The following is a 24,201-nucleotide window of genomic DNA, read 5'->3' on the forward strand; positions in this document are numbered from 1 at the left end:
ACACGTGGGTCGGCTTCGGGGCGGGCGGGGGAGTGGGCGCCGGCTCTGGTGCGGCCTCCGGTGTGGTTTGCGGCGCTGCGGCAGGCGCCGGGTGCATCCGCGCGGCGAGAAGATCGGGCGCGGCGGCGCTGGCAGTGCTGGCGACGGCGGCCAATGCCAGCAGCACGCCGGCACCAGACGCGATGAACAGCGGGTGTCGACGGTCGGGGCGGAGGAGTGTGCGGTGACGTGCGGAACGCATCACCTCAAACTAGACAAACGGCGCCATGCGTAGAGTGGTCATACGGTGGCTAAAAGTAGCCACTCATCACGAGAACGCGCTGCCATCAGCAGCTCACGCCACGAATTCCCCCGCGCCGCAGCAAACTCGTGCCGACCGCCGCATGTGAGGCAACTCGCGCAGCCTTACCCCGCCGCCCTACTCCGAAGCCCGAGCCCGCCGCCCTACTCCGAAGCCCGAGCCCGCCGCCCTACCCCGCAGCCCGAGCCTTCCGCTGCCGCTTCGCCAACGGCATCAAATCCATGTCCTCGGCGCTGACCTTCAGCCTCTTGTAGCCGTACCCGCGCTCGCCGAGCCACCGCTCCGCCTTGGCCTGCGCGCGCTCCCCGGCGGCGACGATGTCCTCCTCGCGCTCACCGCGCTCCAGGTAGCGGAAGGTGAAGAAGGGCCGCATCGACAGGTCGTAGGTCAGCCCGCCTTCCGGGGTGAACGCCGCGTTCAGCACGTCGTGCTCCGCCGCCTCGGCGAGCAGGGCCGCGCGCTGCTCGTCCGTCAGGGCGTCGAAGGAGCCGCGGATCATGACCCGGAAGGTGCGTTCGTCCATAGTGCCGACCCTAAGCGTCGTAGGGCGGCGCCACGAGCGGTTTTCCATTCGGATTATTCGGACTATTCGGAGTTGACCATGCTGTGCGCGGCGCGGACCAGGTAGTCCCACAACTCCGCGGCGTACAGCGGCGGCAGCTCTAACTCGTCCACGGCCACCCGCATGTGGGTCAGCCACGCGTCGCGCGCCGCCGGGTCCACCTTGAACGGGAAGTGGCGCATGCGCAGGCGCGGATGCCCGCGCTGTTGCGAGTAGGTCGTCGGCCCGCCCCAGTACTGCTCCAGGAACATCCGTAGGCGTTCCTCGGCGGGGCCCAGGTCCTCCTCCGGATACATCGGCCGGAGCAGGGGATCGGTCGCCACGCCCTCGTAAAAGCGCGCGACCAGCTTGCGGAAGGTCGGCGCGCCGCCGACCGCCTCGTAGAACGTGACGGGTTCCTCGCGATCACTCACGCGGCCATTCTCCCATCGTTCAGAGGGCGGGTTCTATGCTTCATCCATGCCGGGGGAATCAAAAGCGCTGGATACTGGGTTCACGGAGCCCGGAAACGCGCCCGAGAACGCGCCCGTGCCCACCGGCCTTCGCCTGCCCAGGCTGCCTATGCCCCGTGCTTCCGCGGAATTCGAGGAAGACGGACCGCCGGCCAAAATCGCACGCTTTGCCCCTTGGCTCATCGCTGCGGGTGCGTTCGTCCTCTACGCCCTCATCGCCATACTCCGCTACGAACGCCGCGAGACCATGTCCTGGGACCTCGGCATCTTCACGGAAGCAGTCCGCGACTACGCGCACTTCCAGGCGCCGATGGTCGGCATCAGAGGCGAGCGCATGGATCTCCTCGGGGACCACTGGCACCCGATCCTGATGCTCCTGGGCCCGTTCTTCCGGGTCTTCCCCACCCCGGTCACCCTTCTGGTAGCGCAGTCCGTACTCCTCGCCCTCGCGGCCGTTCCGCTCACCAGAACCGCTATCGACTTCCTGGGCCGCTATCAGGGGTACGCAATCGGGATCGCCTACGGGCTGTCCTGGGGAGTCGTCCAGGCGGCGAACTTCGACTTCCATGAGGTCGCCTTCGCCGTTCCCGCTATAGCGTTCAGTCTCTGCGCGTACATCCGCAGGGACTACCGTCGGACCATCCTGTGGGCGCTCCCACTCCTCTTCGTCAAAGAAGATCTCGCGCTCCTGGTCCCGATCATCATCGCGATAGTCCTGGTCCGTACCCGCTACTCGGGCCGCATCGTCACCCAAGGAGCGGTCCTCGCCTCCGGCGTCGCGCTGGGCGTACTGACGACCTCCCTCCTCGTGAAGGTCGTCATCCCGCACTTCAACCCGAACGGCGTCTACGAGTACTGGAACGAAGGCGGCTGCCTCAATCCCCAACTCCACACCGGCGTCGGAAAACTCTTCACCTGTGTCCCGCGACAGTTCATCAACGGCATCGGGGTCAAAGAGCGCACCGTTCTGATGACGCTGCTCCCGGTCGCCTTCGTCGCCCTGCGCTCCCCGCTGGTCCTGCTCGCGGTCCCGGCGCTGGTGGCCCGCTTCGTCAACGTCATGCCGTCATACTGGGGCACGGACTTCCACTACAGCGTCGTCCCGATGGTCGTGGTCTTCGCCGCCGCGATCCACGGCCTGATCCTGATCAAGGAGTCCCGCGAACGCGCCGCCGAGGCCGCGGCCTCGGCCGCCGACCTTGAGGCCGACGCCGCCGCACCCGAGGCCGCCGACGCCCCCGTGGCCTCCCCACCCCAGCAGAGCTGGCTCCGCACCATCGGCGACGCCCAACTCAGGCACGGCGCCGTCGTCATGCTCGGGATCGCCGTCGCGCTGACCCAGTCCTTCCCCTTGAACGACCTGTGGCAGCACGAGACCTGGTTCCCCAGTGCGCGCGCCAAGGCCATCAAACGGGCCGAGGCACTGGTCCCGTCGGGGGTGACCGTGGAGACCACGGTCGCCATGCTGCCGGCGCTCGCGGCCCGCACCGACGCGCTGTGGATCGGCAACTCGAACATCATCGTCCCGCCCGACTACGAGGCCTTCGACATAGACCGATCGGGCTGGGCGGGAGAGCCCTCGCCGCTGGACTTCGTCCTGGCCCGGCACCCCGGCTACGACTACCAGCAGGTGTTCGCCGACCCCGCCGACAACGTGTACGTGTTCAAACGGACTGACTGAGCACGCCCGGGGGCCGCGTGAGAGGATCGCGTCAGAAGCTTTCGGCTGCAAGGTAGAAGGTAGGGACATCTATGGCGACTACGCGCAAGGCCGACACCCACTGGGAGGGGAGCCTCCTCGACGGCAAGGGCAACGTCACGCTGGCCTCGTCGCACAGTGGCACCTTCGACGTCACCTGGGCGTCGCGTGCCACCGACACCGCGGCGGAGACCAGCCCCGAGGAGCTGATCGCGGCCGCGCACGCCACCTGTTACTCGATGGCCCTCTCGCACGGCCTGGCCGGCGCGGGCACCCCGCCGGAGAAGGTCGACACGCACGCCGAGGTCGACTTCCAGCCCGGCGAGGGCATCACCGCCATCCGGCTCGTGGTCCGGGCCTCGGTGCCGGGCCTGAGCGCCGAGGACTTCCAGACCGCCGCCGAGACCGCCAAGGCCAACTGCCCGGTCTCCAAGGCGCTGGCCGGCGTGCCGTCCATCACCCTGGACGCCGCGCTCGTCTGAGCCCGCCGGGCGCGATGAGCGGTAGGTAAGACAAGCGAATGACTGAGGTCCCTGTCGCAGGACAGGGACCTCAGTCATCTCAGGAGACGAATCCGGCGCATAAGCGCCGAGGCCGTACAATTACCGCAGTTGCGACACCTACAGCAGCCGCGACCCCTACCGCACCTGCGACGGCTACCGCAGCCGCGACGCCTACCGCCGGGCCAACTCGTCCAGCCCCAGCAACACCGCCCCGTGGATCGGCCGCTCGGTCGCCACGGTGAGCACCGCGCGCGGCGCGCGCTCGGTGAACCGCCGCTCGATCCCGGCCGTCAGCAACGGCTGCCGCGCCCGCAGCACCCCGCCGCCGAGTACCACCTCGACTTCGGCGTCCATCAGGTCCAGTCGGCCCATCGCCGCGAACGCCCACGCGCAGACCTCGTCGGCCAGCCGATCCACGATCGACAGCGCCACCTCGTCACCGAGCCCGGCCACCTCGAACACCAGCGGTGCCAGCTCCCCGAACCGGTCCTCGGCGATCCGGCCGAAGTGGATGGCCTCCACCAGCTCGGCCATCGAGGCGCAGCCGAAGTACTCGGCCACCGCCTTGCGCAGCACGGTCGGCGCGCCGCGGCCGTCCTCGGCCCGCACCGCGTACCAGTGCGCGGTCTCGCCCAGGCCCGGGCCGCCGCCCCAGTCGCCGGACAGCGTGCCCAGCGCCGGGAAGCGCGCGTGCCGGCCGTCCGGGGCGATGCCGACGCAGTTGATGCCGGCGCCGCAGACCACCGCGACTCCCCAGGGCCGCGAGGTCCCCGATCGCATCAGCGCGAACGAGTCGTTGTCGACGACGGTCCGCTCGGCCCAGCCGCGCCCGGCGAACTCCGCGCTCAGCGCCTCGACCTCGACCGGGAAGTCGGCGCCGGCGACGTAGGCGGCCAGCAGTTCGGCCAGCGGCTCGTCGGCGGCCAGGCCCAGCTCGGCGCGGATCAGCGCCACGCCGGCCGCGGCCGCCGAGACCGCCCCGGCCACCCCGTCCAGGTGCGGCGTGAACCCGCCCACCTGGACGCAGGCCAGCACCGTCCCGTCCGCCGTCGCCAGCGCCACCTCGGTCTTGCTGTTCCCGCCGTCGATCGCCAGGACGGCCGCCCGACTCATGCCCACGGCAGGAAATCACGGTTCTTGGCGACCAGCGAGTCGGCCAGCTTGTCCGCCAGGTCCGCCTGCCCGACCAGCGGGTGCGCCAGCAGCGCGGTGCGGACCCGGTCCACGCCGCCGTTGATCGCCGCGGCCACGGCCAGCTCCTCGTAGGCGGAAACGTGTCCGATCAGGCCCCGGTACAGCGGCTCGATCGGCGCGCGCAGCGGCGCCGGGCGCACTCCGGAGGCGTCGACGATCGCCGGGACCTCGATCACCGCGTCGTCGGCCAGGAAGGGGAAGGTGCCGGCGTTGCGGACGTTGACCACCAGCTCCTCGCCGAGGTCGCCGTGCAGCGAGGCCAGCAGCTCGACCGCGGCCTCGGAGTAGAACGCGCCGCCGCGCTTGCTCAGCGCCTCCGGCTTGGTGTCCAGCGTCGGATCCGCGTACTGCGCCAGCAGCTCGGCCTCCACCGCCGCGACCGCCTTGGCCCGGTTCTCGCCCTTGGCGACCTGGTCGATCTGCTCCTTGACCACGATGTCGTGGGCGTAGAAGTAGCGCAGGTAGTAGGAGGGGATCGCGTTGAGCCGGCGGATCAGCTCGGCCGGCAGTTCGATGTCGTGCGAGATCTCCTCCAGCGACTCGCCGAGGTACTTCGGCAGGAAGTCCTCGCCGTCCAGATAGAACCCGCGCTCCCAGGTCAGGTGGTTGAGACCGACGTGGTCCAGCTTGATCCGCGAGGGCTGCACCCCCAGGTGCGCGGCCGCCCGGCGCTGGAAGCCGATGGCCACGTTGCACAGCCCGACCGCGCGGTGCCCGGCGTCCAGCAGCGCGCGGGTGACGATGCCGACCGGGTTGGTGAAGTCGATGATCCAGGCCTGCGGGGCTATTCGCCGGACCCGCTCGGCGATGTCCAGCACCACCGGCACGGTCCGCAGCGCCTTGGCGAAGCCGCCGGCCCCGGTGGTCTCCTGGCCGACGCAGCAGAACTCCAGCGGGAAGGTCTCGTCCACGTTCCGGATCCTCTGCCCGCCGACCCGCAGCTGGATCAGCACCGCGTCCGCGCCCTCGATGCCCGGCTCCAGCTCGGTGTGCGTGGTCACGATGCCCGGGTGGCCCTGCTTGGCGAAGATCCGGCGGGCCAGCCCGCCGATCAGCTCCACCCGGTCCGCGGCCGGGTCGATCAGCGCCAGTTCGGTGAGCGGCAGCGTGTCGCGCAGCCGCGCGAACCCGTCGACCAGCTCCGGCGTGTACGTCGACCCACCGCCGACAACCGCGAGTTTCATATCAGGCTCCTGTCCCGGTCCATGTCGTCCAATGCCCTGGCTACACCCCGCGGTTGAAGAGGTCTTCGCGCACCGTCCGCAGCGCCGCGTGGATGGCTCCGGCCAGGACCGGGTTGCCCTCCACGGTGGACACCGCGAGCGTCGGGCGGGGGACCGCGACCGCGTGCAGCTCGTGCGTGATCAGGTCTTTGAGGAGGTCGCCGCCGGCGCGCAGGGTGCCGCCGGACAGGACGACCAGCGAGGGGTCCAGGACCGCCAGCACCGGGGCCAGCCCGCGCGCCGCGCGGCCGGCCAGGGTGGTCAGCATCGCCTCGTTGCCGGTCTCCACGGCCCGGCGCACCGCCTCGGAATGGTCCTCGACGCGGATGCCGTGCTCGCGGGCCAGCTGCAGGACGGCCGGGCGGCCGGCGATGTTCTGGAAGGTGTTCTTCACCGGTTTGGCGGTGTGCGCCAGCGGGTCCGCCGGGTCCAGGGCGACCGGCATGTAGCCGATCTCGCCGGCCCCGCCGGTGGCGCCGCGCACGAACCGGCCGTCCTGCACGATCGCCAGCCCGATGCCGTTGCCCAGCCACAGCACCACGAAGTTCTCCGAGCCCCGGGCCTGGCCCAGGTGCTGCTCGGCGATGGCGGCGAGGTTGACGTCGTTCTCCACCTCGACCCGCACCCCCAGCAGCTCGCGCAGCCGGGCCAGATTGCCGCCGTGCCAGCCGGGCAGGTCGCGGGCGAAGCCGAGCTGGCCGGTCTCCGGGTGCGGGGCGCCGGGCACGCCGATCACCACGTGCCGCACCGCGTCCGGGTTCAGCCCGGCGGTCTCGGCGGCGCCGTGCAGCGCGTCGCGCACCCGCTCCACGCTGCCGGCCGCGGTGCGCCCGACCACCGCCACCTCGAACTCACCGATCACCTCGCCGGTCAGATCGGAGATCGCGGCGGTGACCCGGGTGTGGGTGACGTCGACCCCGCCGGCGTGTCCGGCCGCGGGGTTCACCGCGTACAGCTGCGCGCTGGGTCCGGGGCCGCCGGCGGCGGTGCCGGCCGGCACGATCAGGTCGGCGGTCAGCAGCCGGTCCACGAGTTGGCTGGCGGTGGGTTTGGACAGCCCGGTCAGCGCGCCGATCCGGGTGCGGGTCAGCGGACCGTGCTCCAGGAGCAGTTCCAGTGCCGACCGATCGTTGATGGACCGCAGCAGGCGGGGGGTACCGGGGGTGGTGTCAGGATTGGCCACGGCGGCATTCTCCTCCCCGCTTCCCGTGCCTTCGCTCATCTATTAGGAAAGTTTACTAACGAAAAGGCAGGTTAGCGGTCCCGACCCCGCCCGTCAAGAGTCTTCCCTCCGCGGCGACGGTTGATCCGGCTACGGCGATCGATCAGCTATGACGACTGATCAGGCTATGACGATTGATCAAGCAATACAGATCAGGCCGTCCAGCCGGACCATTTGGCGACCGTGACGGCGACCGCGGGGCCCTGCGGAGGCATCGCACGGTACTGCGGGTACTTCCGCTGGAACGCGGCCAGCACCTCCGGCGTCAGCGGGCTGACGTGGGCCGTGCCGTCGGCGCGGGCCCACCACAAAGCGCTCCAGTCGGCGGTGTAGTGCTCCGTCAATAAGGAGACGTGTGGGTTCGCCTGGATGTTCCGCAATCGCTTCAGGTCGGTGGAGCGTTTGGGCTTGTGGTCCACCACCAGCGCCAGAGCGTCGCCGACCGCGGCGAAGACTACCGGCACCAGATGAGGGACGCCTGAGGCGTCCGCGGTGGCCAAGATCGCGTGCGGCTCGGCCAGGAAGATGGCTCTCGCCTCCTCGGGGGTCATGGCTACAACAACCCCTGGGCCATCGCTTTCGTCACCGCCGCCGTGCGGTCGTCCACCCCGAGCTTGCCGAACACCCGGACCAGGTGGGTCTTCACGGTGGCCTCGCTGATGAACAGCTCGCGCCCGATCTCGGCGTTCGCCAGCCCGCGTGCGACCAGGGCCAGCACCTCGCGCTCGCGCGGGGTCAGCGGCTGCGCGGCGGGCTGGCGCATGCGGCTGACCAGCTTGGCGGCCACCGCCGGGGCCAGGACCGTCTCGCCGCGGGCGGCCGAGCGGACGGCCTCGGCCAGGTCCGCGCGCGGGGTGTCCTTGAGCAGGTAGCCGGTCGCCCCGGCCTCGACCGCCCGGACGATGTCGGCGTCGGTGTCGTAGGTGGTCAGGATCAGGACCTTGATGGCCGGGGCCTCGGCGGCCAGCCGCGCGGTGGCCTGGACGCCGTCCATGCCGGCCATCCGCAGGTCCATCAGCACCACGTCCGGCACCAGCTCCAGGGCCAGCCGCACGGCCTCGGCCCCGTCGGCGGCCTCGGCCACCACGTCCAGGTCCGGTTCGGCGGCCAGCATGCCGGTCAGCCCGGCGCGGACCACCGGGTGGTCGTCGACGATCAGGACCCGCAGACCCGCTCGCGACTCACTCATAGGGCACCTCCGCCTCGACCCGCGTCCCGGCGCCGGGTGCGCTGGTGATGGTCAGCTCGCCGCCGACCTGTTCGACCCGCTTGCGCATCGAGCGCATCCCGAAGCCGTCGCACGACTGCTCGGCCATCCCGACCCCGTCGTCCTCGACGGCCAGGGTCAGCTGCTCGGTGCCGTAGGTCAGCCACAGTGTGACCGTATCGGCCCGGGCGTGCTTGCGGACGTTGGCCAGCGCCTCCTGCGCCACCCGCAGCGTGACCACCTGCACGTTGGCGGTCAGCGGCCGCGGGCTCCCGCCGATGTCGACCGCGGTGGCCATGCCCAGCTCCTCGCCTATCCGGGCCGCCGCCCGCCGCAACGCCGTGTCCAGCGGCAGCCCGGCGGTCGGGTCGCCGCCCATCAGGGCCCGGGCCTCGGCCAGGTTCTCCCGCGCGGTCCGGGCGGCCAGCTCCAGGCGCTCCCGGGTGGTGTCCGGATCGCTGTCCAGCGTCGCCTCCGCGGCCTGGACCAGCATCAGCAGGCTGGTGAAGCCCTGCGCCAGGGTGTCGTGGATCTCCTGGGCCAGCCGCTCCCGCTCCTCGAGCACCCCGGCGGCGTGGTGGGCCTGCTCCAGTTCGGCCCGGGTGGCCTCCAACTCCCGGATCAGGTCGCCGCGCCGGTCGTTGTCCTTCAGCATCTCGACGAAGAAACCGCCGATGAACAGGTTGATCAGCAGCGCTGATCCGGCGGCTAGTCCCCAGGCCGCCAGGCTGCCCCAGGACGGGCCGCCGCGCAGGGCGATCGGCAGGGTCAGCCCCGCCGCCGCGATCGCGAGGATCTCGATGCCGCGCAGGCCGAACCCGGAGTGCGGCGAGAACTGGGACAGCACGACGGGCGCCAGGAAGGTCAGGCTCGGGTCGCCCCAGACGATGGCGAAGGACAGTGTGCACACGATCGCCAGGTGGACCTTGGCGGCGCGGGGTTCCCGGCGGTCGAGAAGCCACGGGTGCTGGAGCAGAAGGTACGACGCCGACATCCCGGCCAGCGCCGCGTACAGCCACAGCGGCCGGTGCTCCACCGCGACCAGGACGACCGCGACCGTCAGCGAGAAGTGCCAGGCGACGGCCCAGATGAAGGCGATCCGCTGCCAGGAGCGATAGGACTCGCGGCGGTCCTCCTCGACTGCGTCCAGGGCCGGTGCCGGTGTCCGCCCGGGCTTGGGGTCCTCCGGTCCGGAGGACACGGCCAGGGCGGCCGGGCCGTTCGGCCCGACCGCCGCCTCGGCGGGCTGGATCACCCGTCGTCCCTTCCCCGCCACGTGAACGTCTTCAGGCACATCACCAAGCCGACCACACACCAGGCGGTCAGCACCAGGGCGAGCCGTCCGTGCTCCCAGGATCCGGCCGGCTCGGAGTACTTGAACGAGTCCGGCAGGAACACCGACCGCATGCCCTGGCACAGCCACTTCACCGGGAACACCGCTCCGATCTGCTGCACCGGCTTGGGCAGGGTCGAGAACACGATGAACACACCGGAGATGAACTGCAACACCATGATCGGCAGCCACACCACCGCCGAGCCGTTCTCGGACCGGATCAGCCCGCTCAGCCCGATGCCCAGCAGGCTGCACGCGGTGCAGCCGAGCAGCAGCACCCAGGTGAAGGTCAGCCACTTGCCCAGGGAAGTCGGCAGGTGCAGCCCCATCACCGCCACCCCGACCGTCAGCATCACGGCGACCTGCGCGAGCGTCGCGGCCAGCACCGAGGCCACCTTGCCCAGGAAGTACGACACGGCAGGCATCGGCGTGCTCCGCAGCCGCTTCAGCGCCCGGGTGTGGCGCTCGGTGGCCACCTGGTAGGCCAGGTTCTGCAACGCGCCGTTGATGACGCACATGCCGATCATCCCGGTCGCGTAGACCTGCTGGTAGGTCGCCGAGGTCCCGGCTATCTTCCCGCGGAAGATCGACCCGAACAGCAGCAGCATCACCACCGGCAGCGCGAAGGTGTAGATCAGCAGCCCGGTGTTGCGGGTCAGTTGCAGCACCTCGACCCGCATCCGGACCCGGCCGATCCGCCAGACCTCACGCCACGGGGCCCGCTGCGGGCCCGCATTGTCAGTCGTCCCCGTCCCCATCACGGCCCCCACCGTTTCGACTGTCTGTCCCGACGTCATGGCACTCATCGCGCGCTTCCCTCCGGCTTTCCGGTCTCTTGCGGTCCGGCCTCGGGCGATCCGGTCTCCGGCGACCCGATCAGCCCCAGATAGATGTCCTCCAACGACGGCCGCACCACCGACAGCCCCGGGATCTCGCCCCGGAACAGCGTCGAGAGCTCCGCGATGAACCGGGTCGGCTCCGCGGTGCGCTCCTGGCAGCGCCGGTCGTCCTCGTCCCAGGACACGATCGCCTGGGCGTGGTCCCGGCCGCCCAGCCGCTCCGGCGAGGCCACCTCCACCAGCCGGCCCTTGGCCAGCACCCCGACCCGGTCGGCCAGGGCTTCGGCCTCGTCCAGGTAGTGCGTGGTGAGCAGGATCGTGGTCCCGGCGGTGCGCAGCGAGCGGATCATCTCCCAGAACTGCCGCCGGGCGGCCGGGTCGAAGCCGGTGGTCGGCTCGTCCAGGAACAGCAGTTCCGGGCCGCCGACGATGCCGAGCGCCACGTCCAGCCGGCGCCGCTGGCCGCCGGACAGCCGGGAGGTGAGGGTCCGGGTCTGCTCGGTGAGCCCGACGGCCGCGATCACCTCGTCCGGATCGCGGTGCGCCGGGTAGTAGGCGCCGAACTGCCGGACGGCCTCGCCGACCCGCAGCATCGTGAAGTCGCGGGCCTCCTGCAGGACGACCCCGATCCGGGCCCGCCACCGGTAGTCCGCCGCGGCCGGGTCCACGCCCAGTACCGACACCTCGCCCCCGTCGCGGGCCCGCAGCCCCTCCAGGATCTCCACGGCGGTGCTCTTGCCGGCGCCGTTCGGTCCCAGCAACGCGAAGATCTCGCCGGCGGCGACGTCCAGATCGACGCCGGCGAGCGCCGCGGCGTCCCCGTAGTTCTTGCGCAGTCCCCTGACGCGCAGTGCTGTGGTCATGCCTCCACAGTGGCCCCCGAGGGGGCCCCGGCATGAGGTGCTACCGGTTGAACCGGGGGGTCAACCGATCGATGGACCCTTCACGGGTTGCTGGGGCACCACGGAAACCACGTCCTCGGCGCCGTTGGTCCCGCTGGCCGCGGTCACGCCGACCTTCACCCCGGACTCGTCGAACGCCGCGAGCAGCCGTGAGCGCAGCTCCCGCGCGACCTCGGAGCTCTTGCGCGGGGCGGTGCGCATGCTGACGCGCATCATCATGTGGTCGCCCTCGATGGACTCGATGCCGGCCACGGTCGGGGCCTCGGACAGGAAGCTGTCCTTCCACATCGGGTCCTCGAACAGCTGGTGCGCGGACTCGACCATGACGTCCCGGACCCGCTGCGGGTTCTCGGTGTAGGAGACCGGCACGTCCACGATGGCGCGCGCGTGGCCCTGGGACTGGTTGCCGATCCGCTTGATCGTGCCGTTGCGGACGTACCAGACCACGCCGTCGATGTCGCGCAGCTGCGTGACCCGCAGCCCGACTTCCTCCACGGTGCCCTTGGCGTCGCCGGCGTCGATGAAGTCGCCGACCCCGTACTGGTCCTCCATGATCATGAATATCCCGGCCAGCAGGTCGGTGACCACGTCCCGGGCCCCGAAGCCGATCGCCACCGACAGGCCGCCGACCGAGGCCAGGATCGGCCCGGTGGAGATGTGCAGCTGCTGGATGATCATCAGCGCCGCGATGATCATGATGGTGACGCTGGCGATGCTGCCCAGCACCCCGCCCAGGGCCCGGGTGCGCTGCATCCGGCGCTCGGCGCCCATCAGCAGCCCGTTCTCCAGGAACCGGCCGGGCTTGGACTCCGCGCGCATCGCGGCCTTCTCCACCGTGCGGCGGATGAAGGTCAGCGTGACCTTCCGGATCAGCAGCGAGACGACGATGATCGACACGATCGCGATCGTGTCGGAGATGATCACGCCCGAGTGGTCGCTGAACCAGTTGCTCGCCTTGGCCACCCGCGTCGTCAGGTCGCCGGTCGGATCGGGGGGCGGCGGCGTGCTCGGACCGCCCGACGCGGGTGACTTGTGCGCGGCGGCGATGAGGGAGACTGCGGCGGACACTGGTTCGGGCCTCACGGACTCGTGCGATAGACGTAGGAAAACATCGACAGATTAGAGGATCCGCGCGTGCGGCAGGACTTCGTCCGCGAGGAGTTCCAACTGGTCGAGGTCGTCGAGGTCGAAAGTGCGCAGGTAGACGCGCCGCGTTCCGATCGCGTGATATTCGCCAAGTTTTTCGACGAGCCGCCCCGGAGTCAGCCGCAGCACGGTCTGGTTCGCCGCGGCCTTCCGGCTGATCGCCTCAGCCCGCCGCTCGCTCTCCGCATCGGTCTTTCCGCAGGCCACGACCAAGGTCACGGACAGTGCCAGGGTGTCCGGATCGCGGCCGACCGCATCGCATGCCTCGCGTACCCGGACATAACTCTCCGCGACCTGATCCGCCGGCCGGAAGTTCGAGTTGTACTCCGACGCGTACATCGCGGCCAGCCGCGGCGTCCGCTTCGGCCCGCGGCCGCCGACGATGATCGGCGGATGCGGGTGCTGCGTCGGCTTGGGGAGCGCGGGGGAGTCGGTGAGCTCATAGTGCTCACCCTTGAACGAGAACGTCTGGCCGGCGGGCGTGCTCCACAGCCCCTTGACTATCTGGAGCTGCTCCTCGAGGTGGTCGAACCGGTTGTCCGGGAACGGGATCCCGTATGCCACGTGCTCGTCGGCGTTCCAGCCGGCGCCCATGCCCAGCTCGACCCGGCCGCCGGACATCTGGTCCACCTGCGCCACCTGGATCGCCAGCGGCCCGGGAAGCCGGAACGTCGCCGGGGTGACCAGCGAGCCCAGCCGGATCCGCGTCGTCTCGCGGGCCAGCCCGGCCAGCGTGGTCCAGCAGTCGGTGGGACCCGGCAGCCCGTCGGCCGCCCCGCCCGCCCGGTAGTGGTCGGAGCGGAAGAAACCGTCGAAGCCCAGGTCCTCGGCGGCGCGGGCGACCCGCAGCAGGGTGTCGTACGTGGCGCCCTGCTGCGGTTCCGTGAGTACTCGAAGATCCATAAGGCCCAGACTTACACGGCCGGCGTGCTCTCTTCCAGCCCCAACTGCGCGGCCAGGAACGCCCACATGTCGGCGTAGACGCCCACGGTCTTGGAGACGCTGCGGGCGGCGTGGCCGGCCTCGCGCTCCAGGCGCAGCAGCACCGGACGCTCCGTGACCGGGGCCGAGGTGGCGTGCTGGAGCGCGGCGGCCAGCTTGCGGGCGTGGAGCGGGTCGACGCGGCTGTCGCCGTCGAAGACCGGGAACAGCGTGGCCGGATACGCGGTGCCCTCGTGCACGTTGTGGTACGGGGAGTAAGCGATCAGCCAGCCGAACTGCTCGGGGTCCTCGGCGGTGCCGAACTCCTCGTTCCAGGTGACGCCGAGGCCGAACTGCTCGTAGCGGATCATGTCCAGCAACGGGGCCCAGCAGACCACTGCCGCGTACTTCTCAGGATGCTGGGTCAGGGCTGCGCCGACCAGCAGACCACCGTTGGAGCCGCCGAAGATCCCGAGCTGGGCGCGGGTGGTGACGCCGTTGTCGACCAGCCAGTCGCCGGCGGTGTGGAAGTCGTCGAAGACGTTCTGCTTGTTCTCCATCATCCCGGCGCGGTGCCACTCCTCGCCCTCCTCGGACCCGCCGCGCAGGTTCGCGACGGCGTAGGTGCCGCCGGCCTGTACCCAGGCCAGGATCCGCGCGCTGTAGCCCGGGGTCATCGGGACGTTGAAGCCGCCGTAGCCGTAGAGGATGGTCGGCTTGGGGCCGGTGCTGTCGTCGCCGTCGCCGTCGCCGTCGTCGCCGTCGATGACGAACATCCGGACCTCGGTGCCGTCCTTCGAGGTGTAGGTGACCTGCCGCGTGCGGACCTTCGGGATCTCCACCTCGGCCGGCGGGCGCTCCCACACGGTGGTCTGGCGCGTGCGGGCGTCGAAGTGGTGGATCTGCACCGGGGTGGTGAAGTCGGTGTAGCCGAACCAGAGTTCGTGGCCGCCCTCGGGCCGGGTGCTCAGCCCGGCCAGCGTCCCCAGCCCCGGCAGCGGGATGTCGGCGACCTTCTCGCCGGTGTGGGCGTCGTGCAGGGCCAGCTCGGCCACCGCGTGCCGGGTGCGGGCCACGACCAGCAGCGGCCGCTCCAGCTCCGGGCCGTCGAGCAGGGCGTAGGAGTCCAGGACGGCCTCGGGGTCCTCCGGGACCAGCTCGCGCCAGTTTTCGTAACGGAGGTCGCCGGCCGGGGCCACGCAGATCCGGCGGCGCGGGGCGTCCCGGTCGGTCCACAGCAAGGCGCTGCCGGCCAGCGGGGAGTCGGCCTCGCAGATGTCCACCGAGGTCAGGTTGTCCACCCCGACCTGGACCGGGGTCAGGGCGGGGCGCTCGGGGGAGCTCGCGGTCAGGTCGGCGACGAAGATGTCATCGCGGGGCGCCGTCCCGGCGTGGGCGCTCACCTCCAGCCAGCGGCCGTCCCGGGTCACCGACATGTCGTAGTAGCTGGTCTTGGGCTGACCGGCGCCGAAGATCTCGACGTCCTCGGCGTCCGGGTCGGTCCCGACCTTGTGCAGGTGCACACGGCGGTGATATTGCTCGTCGCCCTCGGGCACAGTGTCGGGGTGCGGCCTGCGGGCGTAGTAGTACGCCTCGCCGCCGGGCAGCCAGGCCACCGACGTGTACTTGGCACGGGTGATCGGGCCTTCGAGCCGGTCCAGGGTGTCGACGTCGACGACGTACAGGACCGATTCCTCGGTCCCGGCCTCGGAGATCAGGTAGGCCAGGCGGTCGCCCTCCATCGACGGCTGCCAGCCGTCCAGCGTCGTGGTGCCGGAAGGGTCGAGCGCTGTCGGGTCGACCAGCACCCGCTCGGTGCCGTCGGGCTCCACCGCGAGCAACACCGCGTGCTCCTGGTCGGGCAGCCGCCGGGTGACGAAACGGCGCTCGCCGCGCCAGTAGGGCGGCGAGACGTCGCCGGTCGCCATCAGCGCGCCCAGCCGTTCGGTGAAGGCCGGAACCGCGGGCCAGCCCCGCCGGGCCTCGGTGAACAACGAGTCCTGCCCGGCGCACCAGAGCTCGGTCCTGGGGTCCTCGGGGTCTTCCAGCCAGCGATAAGGATCGGCTACGTCACGGCCGTGTAGGTGATCGGCCGCCGCGAGGCGTTCGGCCTGCGGGTATGCAAAGGACGACATGCCTGAGAAGACTATGTCTTGTAGTCGATCTGCGTTAACCCTCTCGTGACACATGATTTTGAAGATGTGCGTGAAATCTGGTAGCGCGGGAACCACAACAGCGGACAGACTGGATCTACCCGTGAACCGATCCGCGGACACGTGTTCCGACGTGCGCTGATGCGCCAGCTGAGGCATCAGCGCACTAAAGGGCGTGCTGGAAGCTGGTCGGGAACGTTAGCTCCGGCGCGAGCCACGCGTCGGACTCGGTCAGGAGGCCATCAGTGCCGCACGCACTTCTTTTGAACGCTTCATATGAGCCGTTATGCGTCGTGAGCCAACGCCGCGCAGTGGTTCTGATCCTCAGCGACAAGGCCGTCACCCTTGAGGGATCCGGCGACCTGCTCCACGCGGCCACCTGGTCGATGCCCGCGCCCTCGGTGATCCGGCTCACCCGCTACATCAAGGTGCCGAACCGCCGGGCGGTGCCGCTGACGCGGCGCGCCATCTTCGCCCGCGACGGCGGCCGGTGTGTCTACTGCGACGCGCCCGCTACCAGTATCGACCATGTGATCCCGCGTTCGCGCGGCGGACAGCACGCCTGGGACAACGTGGTCTCGGCCTGCCGACGCTGCAACCATGTGAAGGCGGACCGTCCGCTGCCGGACCTGGGGTGGCGCATGCGCCGGCCTCCGGCCCAGCCGGCCGGCTCGGCTTGGCGGATTCTGTCCTCAGGAAGACAGGACCCGCGCTGGTCGCCTTATCTCGAGGCGTACGGCGGTGAGGCCAAAGGGCACGGGTTGGAAGGCGCGTTCGCGGCCGCCTGACCTGAATCTCTATAGCTCCGCACCGCACAGGAGCCGCTCCCGGCCAGCCGGGGGCGGCCCCTGCTTTTCCGGCGTGAGACCACGTCAGATACCGTGGAGCCGTGAAACCACCGACCACCCCCGAAGCGCGGACGCGCCGGGCGTTGCGTGCGGCGACCCTCGGCTCGCTGGCGGCGGTGCCCCTGCTGCTGGCGTCCCCGGCATTCGCCCTGCACCGCGACGCGGGCGACGACCCCGGTCCCGGCATGTCCGCCGTCGCCACCATCCTCGTCTACATCGGCATCCCGGCTGCGATCTTCTGTGTCATCGCGCTGTTGGTGCTCGCCCCGTCCATCGCCCGCGGCAACCGCTACCGCCCGCACCAGCTGAGCTGGTGGGCGGCGCCGGTCTGGTTCGGCGGCCCGCGCGACGAGCGCGGCGACACCGCCGAGCGCGCGCTGACCGGCACCTCGCTGAAGGAGCTCACGGCCTACTCCGAGGCCCAGACCGAGGGAGGCGCCAGTGCCCGCTGGTGACGCTTTCAGCGCCCGTCAGGAGCAGGACATCGCCAAGGCGATCGCCACCGCCGAGCAGCAGAGCGGGCTGAAGTTCTCGGTCTACGTCGGCTCCGTCGAGGGCGACCTGCACGCCCAGGCGGTGCGCCTGCACCGGCAGTTGGCCGACGCCGACACCGCCGTGCTGGTCGTCATCGACCCGCGCCGCAACCAGCTCCAGATCGTCACCGGCGTGGACGCCAAGCGCCGGGTCGACGACCGGGCCGCCGGCCTGGCCGCGGCCGCCATGGCCTCCACGTTCGCGGTCGGCGACCTCGCCGGCGGGATCGTCAACGGCCTGGGGTCGCTGATGGAGCACGCGCAGAAGGCGCCGGTGCTGCACGCCGACCAGCCGTAGCCGGTTCCCCAATGCTGTGAAGCGGCCCGGGCGGGTTTCCCCGCCCGGGCCGCTTCGTCGTTCTCGACCGTCCCCGGTTCAGTTCACCGGACTCAGGCCGCTGACCGGACTCGGCCGTTTACCGGACTCAGCCCGCCAAGCGGTCCGTCTCCTGCGCCTTCAGGCAGCGCCCGATGGTGTCCGCGGACTCCACGACCAGCCGCCGCAGCGCCGGCACCGGCTGCGCGGTGTCCAGGAACGTCTGCGTGGCGTCCAGCGTCGCCTGCTCGATCACGAACGTCGGGAACAGCCCGGTCGCGATCTGGGTGGCGATCTCGTGGGTGCGCGAGTTCCAGGTGCCCTCGACCGACGCGAAGTACTTCGCCACGTACGGCTTGAGCAGTTCCTCGCGCTTGTCCGCCGGCACCGACTGGAAGCCGCCGATCACCGAGGCGACCGTGTGGTTGGCCAGCGTGTCGCCGTCCACCACCGACGCCCAGGCCTCGGCCTTGGCCTCGGTGGTCGGCCGGGCGGCGCGGGCCTGGAGCGCGTACCGCTCGCCGGTCGCGGTCTTGTCCCGCTCCAGCTCCGCCTCGATCTCCGGCACGTCCGCCTTGCCGCCGACCACCAGCGCCAGCAGCAGGGTCCAGCGCAGTTCGGTGTCGACGGTCAGGCCCTCCAGCGTCTGCGAGCCGTCCAGCAGCCCGGCGACGTAGGCCAACTGCTCGTCGGTCAGCGCGGTGCCGGCGAAGGAACGGGCCCAGGCCAGCTGGAAGTCCGAACCGGGCTCGGAGGCCTTCAAGTGCTCCCACGAAGCGTCCGCCAGCATGGCCTGCCCGGTCGGGCGCCACGCCGGGTCGGCGAACAGCTCGACCGCGGACTTGGCCTGCCGTTGCAGCAACTGGGCCACGCCGATGTCGGACTCCCGGCCGACGCCGCGCAGGACCAGCTTGAGGTAGTCGCGGGCGGCCAGCTCGGCGTTGCGCAGCATGTCCCACGCGGCGCTCCAGCACAGGGTGCGCGGCAGCGACTCGGCGAAGTCGCCGACGTGGTCCACCAGGGTCGCCATCGAGTGCTCGTCCAGGCGGATCTTGGCGTAGGTCAGGTCGTCGTCGTTGAGCAGGACCAGCGCCGGGCGGGCCTTGCCGACCAGGTCGGCGACCTCGGTGCGGGCCCCGGTGACGTCCAGCTCGACCCGGTCGGTGCGGACCAGGGCGCCGTCCACCAGGTTGTACAGGCCGATCGCCAGCCGGTGCGGGCGCAGCGTCGGGAACTCCTCGGAGAAGCCCTCCTGCTCCACGGTGAAGGAGGTGAAGTCGCCGGCGTCGTCGAGCTCGTACACCGGCCGCAGGGTGTTCGGCCCGGCGGTCTCCAGCCAGAGCTTCGCCCACTCCTTCAGGTCCCGGCCGGAGGTCTCCTCCAGCGCGCCGAGCAGGTCGGCCAGCGTGGTGTTGCCCCATTGGTGGCGGTTGAAGTAGGCGCGCACGCCCTCGAAGAAGTGGTCGTCCCCGACCCAGGCCACCAGCTGCTTCAGGACCGAGGCGCCCTTGGCGTAGGTGATGCCGTCGAAGTTGACCATCACGTCGTCCAGATCGCGGATCTCGGCGACGATCGGGTGCGTGCTGGGCAGCTGGTCCTGGCGGTAGCCCCAGGACTTCTCGCCGTTGGCGAAGGTGGTCCAGGCGTCCTTGAACCGGGTCGCGGCGGTCTGCGCGTAGAACGAGGTGAAGGTGGCGAACGACTCGTTCAGCCACAGGTCGTTCCACCACTGCATGGTGACCAGGTCGCCGAACCACATGTGGGCCATCTCATGCAGGATGACCTCGGCGCGCTGCTCGTAGGCGGCGTTGGTGACCTTGGACCGGAAGATCATCTCCTCGCGGAAGGTGACGCAGCCGGCGTTCTCCATGGCACCGGCGTTGAACTCCGGCACGAAGAGCTGGTCGTACTTCGCGAACGGGTAGTCCCGGTCGAACTTCTCGGTGAAGAAGTCGAAGCCCTGGCCGGTGATCTCGAAGATCTCCTCCGGCCGCAGGTACTCGGCCAGCGAGGTGCGCACGGCCACCGCCAGCGGGATCTTCTGGCCGCGCTTGGTGGTGTGCTCCGAGCGTGCCACGTGGTACTTGCCGCCGACCAGCGCGGTGATGTACGAGGAGATCCGCGGGGTGGCCTCGAAGGCCCACACCGCCGTGCCGTCGCCCTGGGATCGCGGCTCCGGGGTGGGGGAGTTGGAGAAGATCTGCCAGGCCTCGGGGCCCTGGACGGTGAAGGCGAAGGTGGCCTTCAGGTCCGGCTGCTCGAACGCCGGGAACACCCGCCGCGACTCCGGCACCTCGAACTGCGTGTACAGATAGGCCTCGCCGTCGACCGGGTCGATCATCCGGTGCAGGCCCTCGCCGGTGTTCATGTAGGCGCAGTCGGCGACCACTCGCAGCTCGTTGTCCGCCTGCAGGTTCGACAGCGCGATCCGGCTGTCCTTGAAGGCCTCGGCCGGGTCCACCGGCTGCCCGTTCAACCAGATCTCCCGCACGCCGGGGGCGATCAGGTCGATGAACGTCGAGGCGCCGGGGGTGTTCGCCCGGAACCGCACTGTCGTGGCGGAGGTGTAGGTCTTCGCCTCCGGATCCGGGGCGTTCGACCAGTCCAGGCTCACCTCGTAGGACTGGACCTCCAACAGCGCCGCGCGCTCCTGGGCTTCTTCGCGGGTCAGATTGATACCGGGCACCCTTGCACGGCTCCTTATCGCTTTGAGTCGAAGTGTTTGCCATCGATCCTTGCACGATCGCCCTTATGAGCGCCCGCGGGATTACCTGCAGGTCCGATGGCGTTGACTTGGGACATGAGCTCTCCTACCCCCGAACAGGCCGCGCCGCGCGCCGTGGCCGACTTCTGGTTCGACCCCCTGTGCCCCTGGGCCTGGATGACCTCCCGCTGGATGCTGGAGGTGGAGAAGATCCGGCCGGTGGACGTGCGCTGGCACGTCATGTCGCTGTCGGTGCTCAACGAGCACCGCGACCTGTCGCAGCAGTACCGCGACGCGATGGACCAGGGCTGGGGCCCGGTCCGGGTGGTGATCGCGGCCCAGCAGGAGCACGGCGACGAGTACGTGCTCCCGCTCTACACGGCGCTGGGGACCCGCAAGCACCCCGGCGGCCGAGAGTTCACCCGCGAGGTGATCGTCGAGGCGCTGGCGGAGGCCGGTTTGCCGGCCTCGCTGGCGGACGCCGCCGACACCGACCGCTACGACGAGGCGCTGCGCAAGTCGCATGCCGAGGGCATCGGTCTGGTCGGCGAGGACGTCGGTACCCCGGTGGTGGCGGTGAACGGAGTGGCGTTCTTCGGCCCGGTCGTGACCCCGGCCCCGAAGGGCGAGGACGCGGGCAAGCTGTGGGACGGCTGCCTGCTGGTGGCGTCCACGCCCGGCTTCTTCGAGATCAAGCGGACCCGGACTCAGGACCCGATCTTCGACTGAGCGGGACATCTGCGATATCTGGGACATCGCTGAGGGGGCATCTAGGAGCGATCCCTATAGAAGGGGACACGCTATAGAGGAGTGCGCAGGCGGGGACCGGCTATATGGTTCCCGCCACTCCCCGCCGAAACCGTCAGGACTGTAGGACTACCTCAGTGCTAACCTGCTGTCGCGAGAACCGCGGGATGTGGCGCAGCTTGGTAGCGCGCGTGCTTTGGGGGCACGATGTCGCAGGTTCAAATCCTGTCATCCCGACATGACGCGGAAGGCCCGGCGACCTGAACGGTCGCCGGGCCTTCGGCCTACCTGTCCTGGTCCCACCCTGTTTACCAGTTTCGCGGGCGTGAAACGTCCCTGGCGCGCATCGCTTTCGCCGGACCCAGTCGGTTCGCCGACGGGGAGCCTCCGTCATAGAGGGAGCGGTCGCCTCGGTTCTCCGTTTTCCCGTCTCCACGCCCGCGCGGCTTCTGCTGTCCCGACCCCTGGTTCTGCCCCGGTCCCCGATCCCGGCTGCTCGGCGATTCGGCAGGTCTGGCCGGCCTCGCTTCGGTGACGTGGGCGTGCGCCTGCGTCGCCTGCGGGCCGCCCTGGCCCTGCCGGTCCTGCGGCTGGCCCGGTGAGCCCTGCGGGCTCTGCGCCCCTCGCATCCCCATCCCCGGCCGAGCCTGCTGGCTCTGGCTCTGGGGTCCCGGTCCCTGGCCTTGTTGTCCCTGGGGTCCCTGAGGCCTCGGTGCCGGCGGCTGCGGCACCGCCCGACGCGCCTCCCCGCTGCCCGGCGGCGTCCGCGGCGGGGCCGGCTTGGGCCGCGCGGTGGGCATGACCCGGGTCTCCGGCTGCGGCCGTCTGCCGTGGCGCCCGGCCGGCAGGCCGAGGTCCCCGGGCTTGGGGCCGCCTTTGCGGCCGAGGCTCTCAATGGTCATCGGGCTGCCGCCTTCGTCGTGATCCGCTGTCGGTGGGGACGGGTAGTGTCCTTAGGTATGCCCGAAGGTCACGTGATTCACCGTCTTGCCGGCAAACTCGACGACGTCTTCACCCCTGAACTCACCTCTGAATCCCCTTTGACCGAGGTCAGAAGCCCGCAGGGGCGTTTTGAAGCCAGCGCGCGACTGGTCGCGGATCTCCCTTATGCCGGTTCTGAGGCGCACGGGAAGCATTTGTTCATCGGTTTCGGCCCCGACCGTTGGATCCACGTCCACTTGGGTTTGTATGGGAAGTTCCATGTGGCGGCCGAACCGGCCGGTCCGGTGGTGGGTCAGGTGCGGCTGCGGATGGAGGGCAAATCCGGACATGCCGACCTGCGGGGCGCCTCCGCGTGCGACCTGTACGGCCCCGACGAACGGACCGCCCTGCTGCGCCGCCTGGGCCCGGACCCGCTGCGCGCCGACGCCGATCCGGACCTCGCCTGGCGCAAGCTCTCCAACAGCTCACTGACGGTCGCCGAACTGCTGATGGAGCAGCCGGTGCTCTCCGGCGTGGGCAACGTCTACCGCGCCGAGGTCCTGTTCCGAGCCGGGCTCGACCCCTACCTCAAGGGCCGCGACCTCACCCGCGAGCAGTGGGACGGGATCTGGGCGGACCTGGTCGCGCTGATGGCCGAGGGCACGCGCATCGGCCGGATCGACACCGTCTGGCCGCAGCACACGCCGGAGGCGATGGGCCGCCCGCCGCGCAAGGACGACCACGGCGGCGAGGTGTACGTGTACCGGCGCAACGGGCAGCCGTGCCTGGTCTGCGGCACGCCGGTGGCCACGGCCGGAGTGCGGGACCGCAACTTGTTCTGGTGTCCGACGTGCCAGAAGGCCGCGGCCTGAACACCCTGGCGGCGCACCGAAAGTCACCGCTTGGACAAGGCGGCGGCGGACCGGCAACGCACCGGCAGCGCACCGTGACCGTGCGGTGATCGCAGGGTGACGAAGAGGCCGTACTCCCGATATGGTTCGCGCATGACGGCGGACTCGGGGAATGAGCGGCCCGGCAGGCCCACGGCCCCCGGGCGGCGCCGCCAACGTCTGGCCGCCCGTTTCGGCGACGGCCGCATCGCCCGCTGGCTCACCGACCACGCCATGGCCTCGGACCTCTACCTGCTGCCGGCCCTCGGCATGGTCGCCGCAGGCTTCGGCATGCTCACCATCGCCTTCCCCGAAGCCTGGACCCCGGCGATGCTCGCCCTCCCGGTCCTGGCCGGCGGCCTGCTGATGAAGCTACGCGGCCAGCTGCTGCTCCTGGTGATCTGCATCGCGGTCCTGATGGCCGTGTCCTGGCACCGGGAGCGCGCCGGCGTGGCCTTCGGCGCGGCGCTGGCCGTGTTCGCCACCGCGGCGCTGGTGATACTGACGTCCCGCTCACGCCTGCGACTCGGCGTGCAGGGCACACGCGGCGAGGCGATGCTGCTGGACCTGCGGGAGCGGCTACGCGCTCAGGGCCTGGTCCCACGCCTGCCGACCGACTGGCACGTCGATATGTCGATCCGCTCGGCGGGCGGGCAGTCGTTCGCCGGTGACTTCCTGATCGCCGCGCTTTCGCACCCGGTGTTTCCGGCTCAGCGGCGGCCGCAGGCTACTGAGAGCCCGATCGGGAGCGTGCAATCCTCCGCCGCCGGGTCACCCGCCCCGCCTTCTGCCCTTGCTCCGACTCCCGCCTCAGCTTCCGCCTCGGCCGAGTCGGCCTTCGCCACCACCTCAGCCGACGCCGACACCGACGACTCCCTCACCCAGGGCCAGACCCTCGAACTCGGCCTCGTCGACGTCAGCGGCAAGGGCCTGGCCGCCGGCACCCGAGCCCTCCTCCTGTCCGGAGCCTTCGGCGGCCTCCTGGGCACCGTCCCCTCCCGCGACTTCCTGACCTCGGCGAACAAGTACCTCCTACGCCAAGACTGGGACGAAGGCTTCGCCACAGCCGTCCACCTGGTGGTCGAACTGGAAACCGGCCACTACCGCTTCCACAGCGCAGGCCACCCCCCGATCGCCCGCCTCACAGCGAAAACCGGCCGCTGGTCCATAGAGGAAGCCGAAGGCCCCCTCCTAGGCATCCTCGACGACGCCGAATTCCCAGCCACCGAAGGCTGCCTGGACCGAGGCGACGCCCTCCTCCTATTCACCGACGGCCTCGTAGAACGCCCCGGCCGCGACCTCGACGAAGGCCTGGACCGCCTCCTAGGCGCCGCCGAAACCCGCCTCACCGCCAGCTTCACCGGCGGCGCCGACCGCCTCATCAACGAAGTGGCCCCCAACGTCAAAGACGACCGCGCCCTAGTAGTCGTCTGGCGCACCTAGCGCACCAACCACGCCGCGCACCAACCACGCCGCGCACCAACCACGCCGCGCACCAACCACGCCGCGCACCAACCACGCCGCGCACCAACCACGCCGCGCACCAACCACGCCGCGCACCAACCACGCCGCGCACCAACCACGC

The 24,201-nt window shown here is 70.5% G+C and carries 22 protein-coding genes, 1 tRNA gene and 2 pseudogenes; 10 read left to right on the plus strand and 15 right to left on the minus strand.

The features are described from left to right. The 3 genes and pseudogenes from IZR01_RS51255 to IZR01_RS33210 all read right to left on the minus strand — a co-directional run. Positions 1-241, minus strand: a pseudogene (locus IZR01_RS51255) (hypothetical protein); the annotation flags it as partial. A gap of 229 nt (positions 242-470) precedes the next feature. Further along, positions 471-824, minus strand: a complete 354-nt coding sequence (locus tag IZR01_RS33205) for a DUF6204 family protein (RefSeq protein ID WP_194926167.1) — start codon at positions 822-824, stop codon at positions 471-473. A 62-nt stretch (positions 825-886) separates the two neighbouring features. Then, on the minus strand, positions 887-1,276 hold the full coding sequence (locus IZR01_RS33210; RefSeq protein ID WP_194926168.1) for a globin: 390 nt from the start codon (positions 1,274-1,276) through the stop codon (positions 887-889). A gap of 148 nt (positions 1,277-1,424) precedes the next feature. On the opposite strand from IZR01_RS33210, the gene IZR01_RS33215 reads away from it, so the two are divergent. Both IZR01_RS33215 and IZR01_RS33220 read left to right on the plus strand, forming a co-directional pair. Next, entirely contained in the window at positions 1,425-2,996 is a 1,572-nt protein-coding gene (locus IZR01_RS33215; protein WP_194897318.1) for a DUF2079 domain-containing protein, read from the plus strand. A 71-nt stretch (positions 2,997-3,067) separates the two neighbouring features. Continuing rightward, positions 3,068-3,496 (plus strand): OsmC family peroxiredoxin, encoded by a 429-nt coding sequence (locus IZR01_RS33220; RefSeq protein ID WP_194897317.1) that lies wholly within the window; start codon positions 3,068-3,070, stop codon positions 3,494-3,496. Positions 3,497-3,688: 192 nt separating this feature from the next. Here IZR01_RS33220 and IZR01_RS33225 read toward each other — a convergent pair whose 3' ends face one another. The 11 genes from IZR01_RS33225 to IZR01_RS33275 form a co-directional block, all read right to left on the minus strand. Beyond that, positions 3,689-4,630 (minus strand): N-acetylglucosamine kinase, encoded by a 942-nt coding sequence (locus tag IZR01_RS33225; protein WP_194897316.1) that lies wholly within the window; start codon positions 4,628-4,630, stop codon positions 3,689-3,691. Continuing rightward, positions 4,627-5,895 (minus strand): 6-phospho-beta-glucosidase, encoded by a 1,269-nt coding sequence (locus tag IZR01_RS33230; RefSeq protein ID WP_194926169.1) that lies wholly within the window; start codon positions 5,893-5,895, stop codon positions 4,627-4,629. The genes IZR01_RS33225 and IZR01_RS33230 overlap by 4 nt, the downstream gene beginning before the upstream one ends. Positions 5,896-5,935: 40 nt before the next feature. Next, positions 5,936-7,156 carry an ROK family transcriptional regulator gene (locus tag IZR01_RS33235; protein ID WP_228560745.1) on the minus strand — a complete coding sequence of 407 codons (1,221 nt, stop codon included), beginning with the start codon at positions 7,154-7,156 and terminating at the stop codon, positions 5,936-5,938. A gap of 152 nt (positions 7,157-7,308) precedes the next feature. Next, entirely contained in the window at positions 7,309-7,707 is a 399-nt protein-coding gene (locus tag IZR01_RS33240) for a TIGR03668 family PPOX class F420-dependent oxidoreductase (RefSeq protein ID WP_194897313.1), read from the minus strand. 2 nt (positions 7,708-7,709) lie between these two features. Then, complete coding sequence (locus tag IZR01_RS33245; protein ID WP_194926170.1) at positions 7,710-8,345, minus strand: response regulator; 636 nt, start codon at positions 8,343-8,345, stop codon at positions 7,710-7,712. Then, positions 8,338-9,618 (minus strand): sensor histidine kinase, encoded by a 1,281-nt coding sequence (locus tag IZR01_RS53635; protein ID WP_194926171.1) that lies wholly within the window; start codon positions 9,616-9,618, stop codon positions 8,338-8,340. The genes IZR01_RS33245 and IZR01_RS53635 overlap by 8 nt, the downstream gene beginning before the upstream one ends. Further along, positions 9,615-10,502 carry an ABC transporter permease gene (locus IZR01_RS33255; protein ID WP_194926172.1) on the minus strand — a complete coding sequence of 296 codons (888 nt, stop codon included), beginning with the start codon at positions 10,500-10,502 and terminating at the stop codon, positions 9,615-9,617. The genes IZR01_RS53635 and IZR01_RS33255 overlap by 4 nt, the downstream gene beginning before the upstream one ends. Next, positions 10,499-11,398, minus strand: a complete 900-nt coding sequence (locus tag IZR01_RS33260) for an ABC transporter ATP-binding protein (RefSeq protein WP_194897309.1) — start codon at positions 11,396-11,398, stop codon at positions 10,499-10,501. Before IZR01_RS33260 ends, IZR01_RS33255 begins: the two co-directional genes overlap by 4 nt. Positions 11,399-11,458: 60 nt before the next feature. Beyond that, a complete protein-coding gene (locus IZR01_RS33265) occupies positions 11,459-12,505 on the minus strand; it encodes a mechanosensitive ion channel family protein (RefSeq protein ID WP_194897308.1) in 1,047 nt (348 codons plus the stop codon). Between the two features lie 51 nt (positions 12,506-12,556). Beyond that, positions 12,557-13,486: an LLM class F420-dependent oxidoreductase gene (locus IZR01_RS33270; RefSeq protein ID WP_194897307.1), complete on the minus strand. Its 930-nt coding sequence runs from the start codon at positions 13,484-13,486 to the stop codon at positions 12,557-12,559. Between the two features lie 11 nt (positions 13,487-13,497). Beyond that, positions 13,498-15,639, minus strand: a complete 2,142-nt coding sequence (locus IZR01_RS33275; RefSeq protein ID WP_194926173.1) for a prolyl oligopeptidase family serine peptidase — start codon at positions 15,637-15,639, stop codon at positions 13,498-13,500. A 263-nt stretch (positions 15,640-15,902) separates the two neighbouring features. On the opposite strand from IZR01_RS33275, the gene IZR01_RS33280 reads away from it, so the two are divergent. From IZR01_RS33280 to IZR01_RS33290, 3 genes are all read left to right on the plus strand, one after another. Then, the gene (locus IZR01_RS33280; RefSeq protein ID WP_194897305.1) at positions 15,903-16,445 is read left to right on the plus strand and encodes an HNH endonuclease; all 543 of its coding nucleotides are present in this window, start codon (positions 15,903-15,905) and stop codon (positions 16,443-16,445) included. A 101-nt stretch (positions 16,446-16,546) separates the two neighbouring features. Continuing rightward, complete coding sequence (gene ctaJ / locus IZR01_RS51265; protein WP_228555460.1) at positions 16,547-16,960, plus strand: aa3-type cytochrome oxidase subunit CtaJ; 414 nt, start codon at positions 16,547-16,549, stop codon at positions 16,958-16,960. Beyond that, positions 16,947-17,336 (plus strand): DUF5130 family protein, encoded by a 390-nt coding sequence (locus IZR01_RS33290; protein WP_194897304.1) that lies wholly within the window; start codon positions 16,947-16,949, stop codon positions 17,334-17,336. Before ctaJ ends, IZR01_RS33290 begins: the two co-directional genes overlap by 14 nt. A gap of 127 nt (positions 17,337-17,463) precedes the next feature. Here the strand turns inward: IZR01_RS33290 and pepN are convergent, their stop codons facing one another. Next, positions 17,464-20,040, minus strand: coding sequence for an aminopeptidase N (gene pepN, locus IZR01_RS33295; RefSeq protein WP_194926174.1), 2,577 nt, complete (start codon positions 20,038-20,040; stop codon positions 17,464-17,466). 114 nt (positions 20,041-20,154) lie between these two features. Between pepN and IZR01_RS33300 the strand changes: the two genes are divergently transcribed. From IZR01_RS33300 to IZR01_RS33315, 5 genes and pseudogenes are all read left to right on the plus strand, one after another. Further along, a complete protein-coding gene (locus IZR01_RS33300; RefSeq protein WP_194897566.1) occupies positions 20,155-20,787 on the plus strand; it encodes a mycothiol-dependent nitroreductase Rv2466c family protein in 633 nt (210 codons plus the stop codon). 181 nt (positions 20,788-20,968) lie between these two features. Further along, positions 20,969-21,042, plus strand: a tRNA-Pro gene (locus IZR01_RS33305). A 722-nt stretch (positions 21,043-21,764) separates the two neighbouring features. Next, positions 21,765-22,007: pseudogene (locus IZR01_RS53640) on the plus strand (Fpg/Nei family DNA glycosylase); the annotation flags it as partial. Further along, on the plus strand, positions 22,008-22,598 hold the full coding sequence (locus tag IZR01_RS33310) for an Fpg/Nei family DNA glycosylase (RefSeq protein WP_323747169.1): 591 nt from the start codon (positions 22,008-22,010) through the stop codon (positions 22,596-22,598). It abuts the pseudogene before it with no gap. A 132-nt stretch (positions 22,599-22,730) separates the two neighbouring features. Continuing rightward, positions 22,731-24,059 carry a PP2C family protein-serine/threonine phosphatase gene (locus tag IZR01_RS33315; protein ID WP_228560750.1) on the plus strand — a complete coding sequence of 443 codons (1,329 nt, stop codon included), beginning with the start codon at positions 22,731-22,733 and terminating at the stop codon, positions 24,057-24,059. Positions 24,060-24,201: the final 142 nt, after the last annotated feature.

Source organism: Catenulispora pinisilvae (genome assembly GCF_015356865.1).
GTDB classification, from domain to species: domain Bacteria; phylum Actinomycetota; class Actinomycetes; order Streptomycetales; family Catenulisporaceae; genus Catenulispora; species Catenulispora pinisilvae.

Coding starts and splice junctions, on each gene's coding strand:
- IZR01_RS33220 (WP_194897317.1), top strand. CDS start 3,068: ATGGCGACTACGCGCAAGGCCGACACCCACTGGGAGGGGAGCCTCCTC.
- IZR01_RS33245 (WP_194926170.1), bottom strand. CDS start 8,345: ATGAGTGAGTCGCGAGCGGGTCTGCGGGTCCTGATCGTCGACGACCAC.
- IZR01_RS33270 (WP_194897307.1), bottom strand. CDS start 13,486: ATGGATCTTCGAGTACTCACGGAACCGCAGCAGGGCGCCACGTACGAC.
- IZR01_RS33230 (WP_194926169.1), bottom strand. CDS start 5,895: ATGAAACTCGCGGTTGTCGGCGGTGGGTCGACGTACACGCCGGAGCTG.
- IZR01_RS33275 (WP_194926173.1), bottom strand. CDS start 15,639: ATGTCGTCCTTTGCATACCCGCAGGCCGAACGCCTCGCGGCGGCCGAT.
- IZR01_RS33240 (WP_194897313.1), bottom strand. CDS start 7,707: ATGACCCCCGAGGAGGCGAGAGCCATCTTCCTGGCCGAGCCGCACGCG.
- IZR01_RS33215 (WP_194897318.1), top strand. CDS start 1,425: ATGCCCCGTGCTTCCGCGGAATTCGAGGAAGACGGACCGCCGGCCAAA.
- IZR01_RS33205 (WP_194926167.1), bottom strand. CDS start 824: ATGGACGAACGCACCTTCCGGGTCATGATCCGCGGCTCCTTCGACGCC.
- IZR01_RS33255 (WP_194926172.1), bottom strand. CDS start 10,502: ATGAGTGCCATGACGTCGGGACAGACAGTCGAAACGGTGGGGGCCGTG.
- IZR01_RS33235 (WP_228560745.1), bottom strand. CDS start 7,156: ATGAGCGAAGGCACGGGAAGCGGGGAGGAGAATGCCGCCGTGGCCAAT.
- IZR01_RS33260 (WP_194897309.1), bottom strand. CDS start 11,398: ATGACCACAGCACTGCGCGTCAGGGGACTGCGCAAGAACTACGGGGAC.
- IZR01_RS33225 (WP_194897316.1), bottom strand. CDS start 4,630: ATGAGTCGGGCGGCCGTCCTGGCGATCGACGGCGGGAACAGCAAGACC.
- IZR01_RS33315 (WP_228560750.1), top strand. CDS start 22,731: ATGACGGCGGACTCGGGGAATGAGCGGCCCGGCAGGCCCACGGCCCCC.
- IZR01_RS33300 (WP_194897566.1), top strand. CDS start 20,155: ATGAGCTCTCCTACCCCCGAACAGGCCGCGCCGCGCGCCGTGGCCGAC.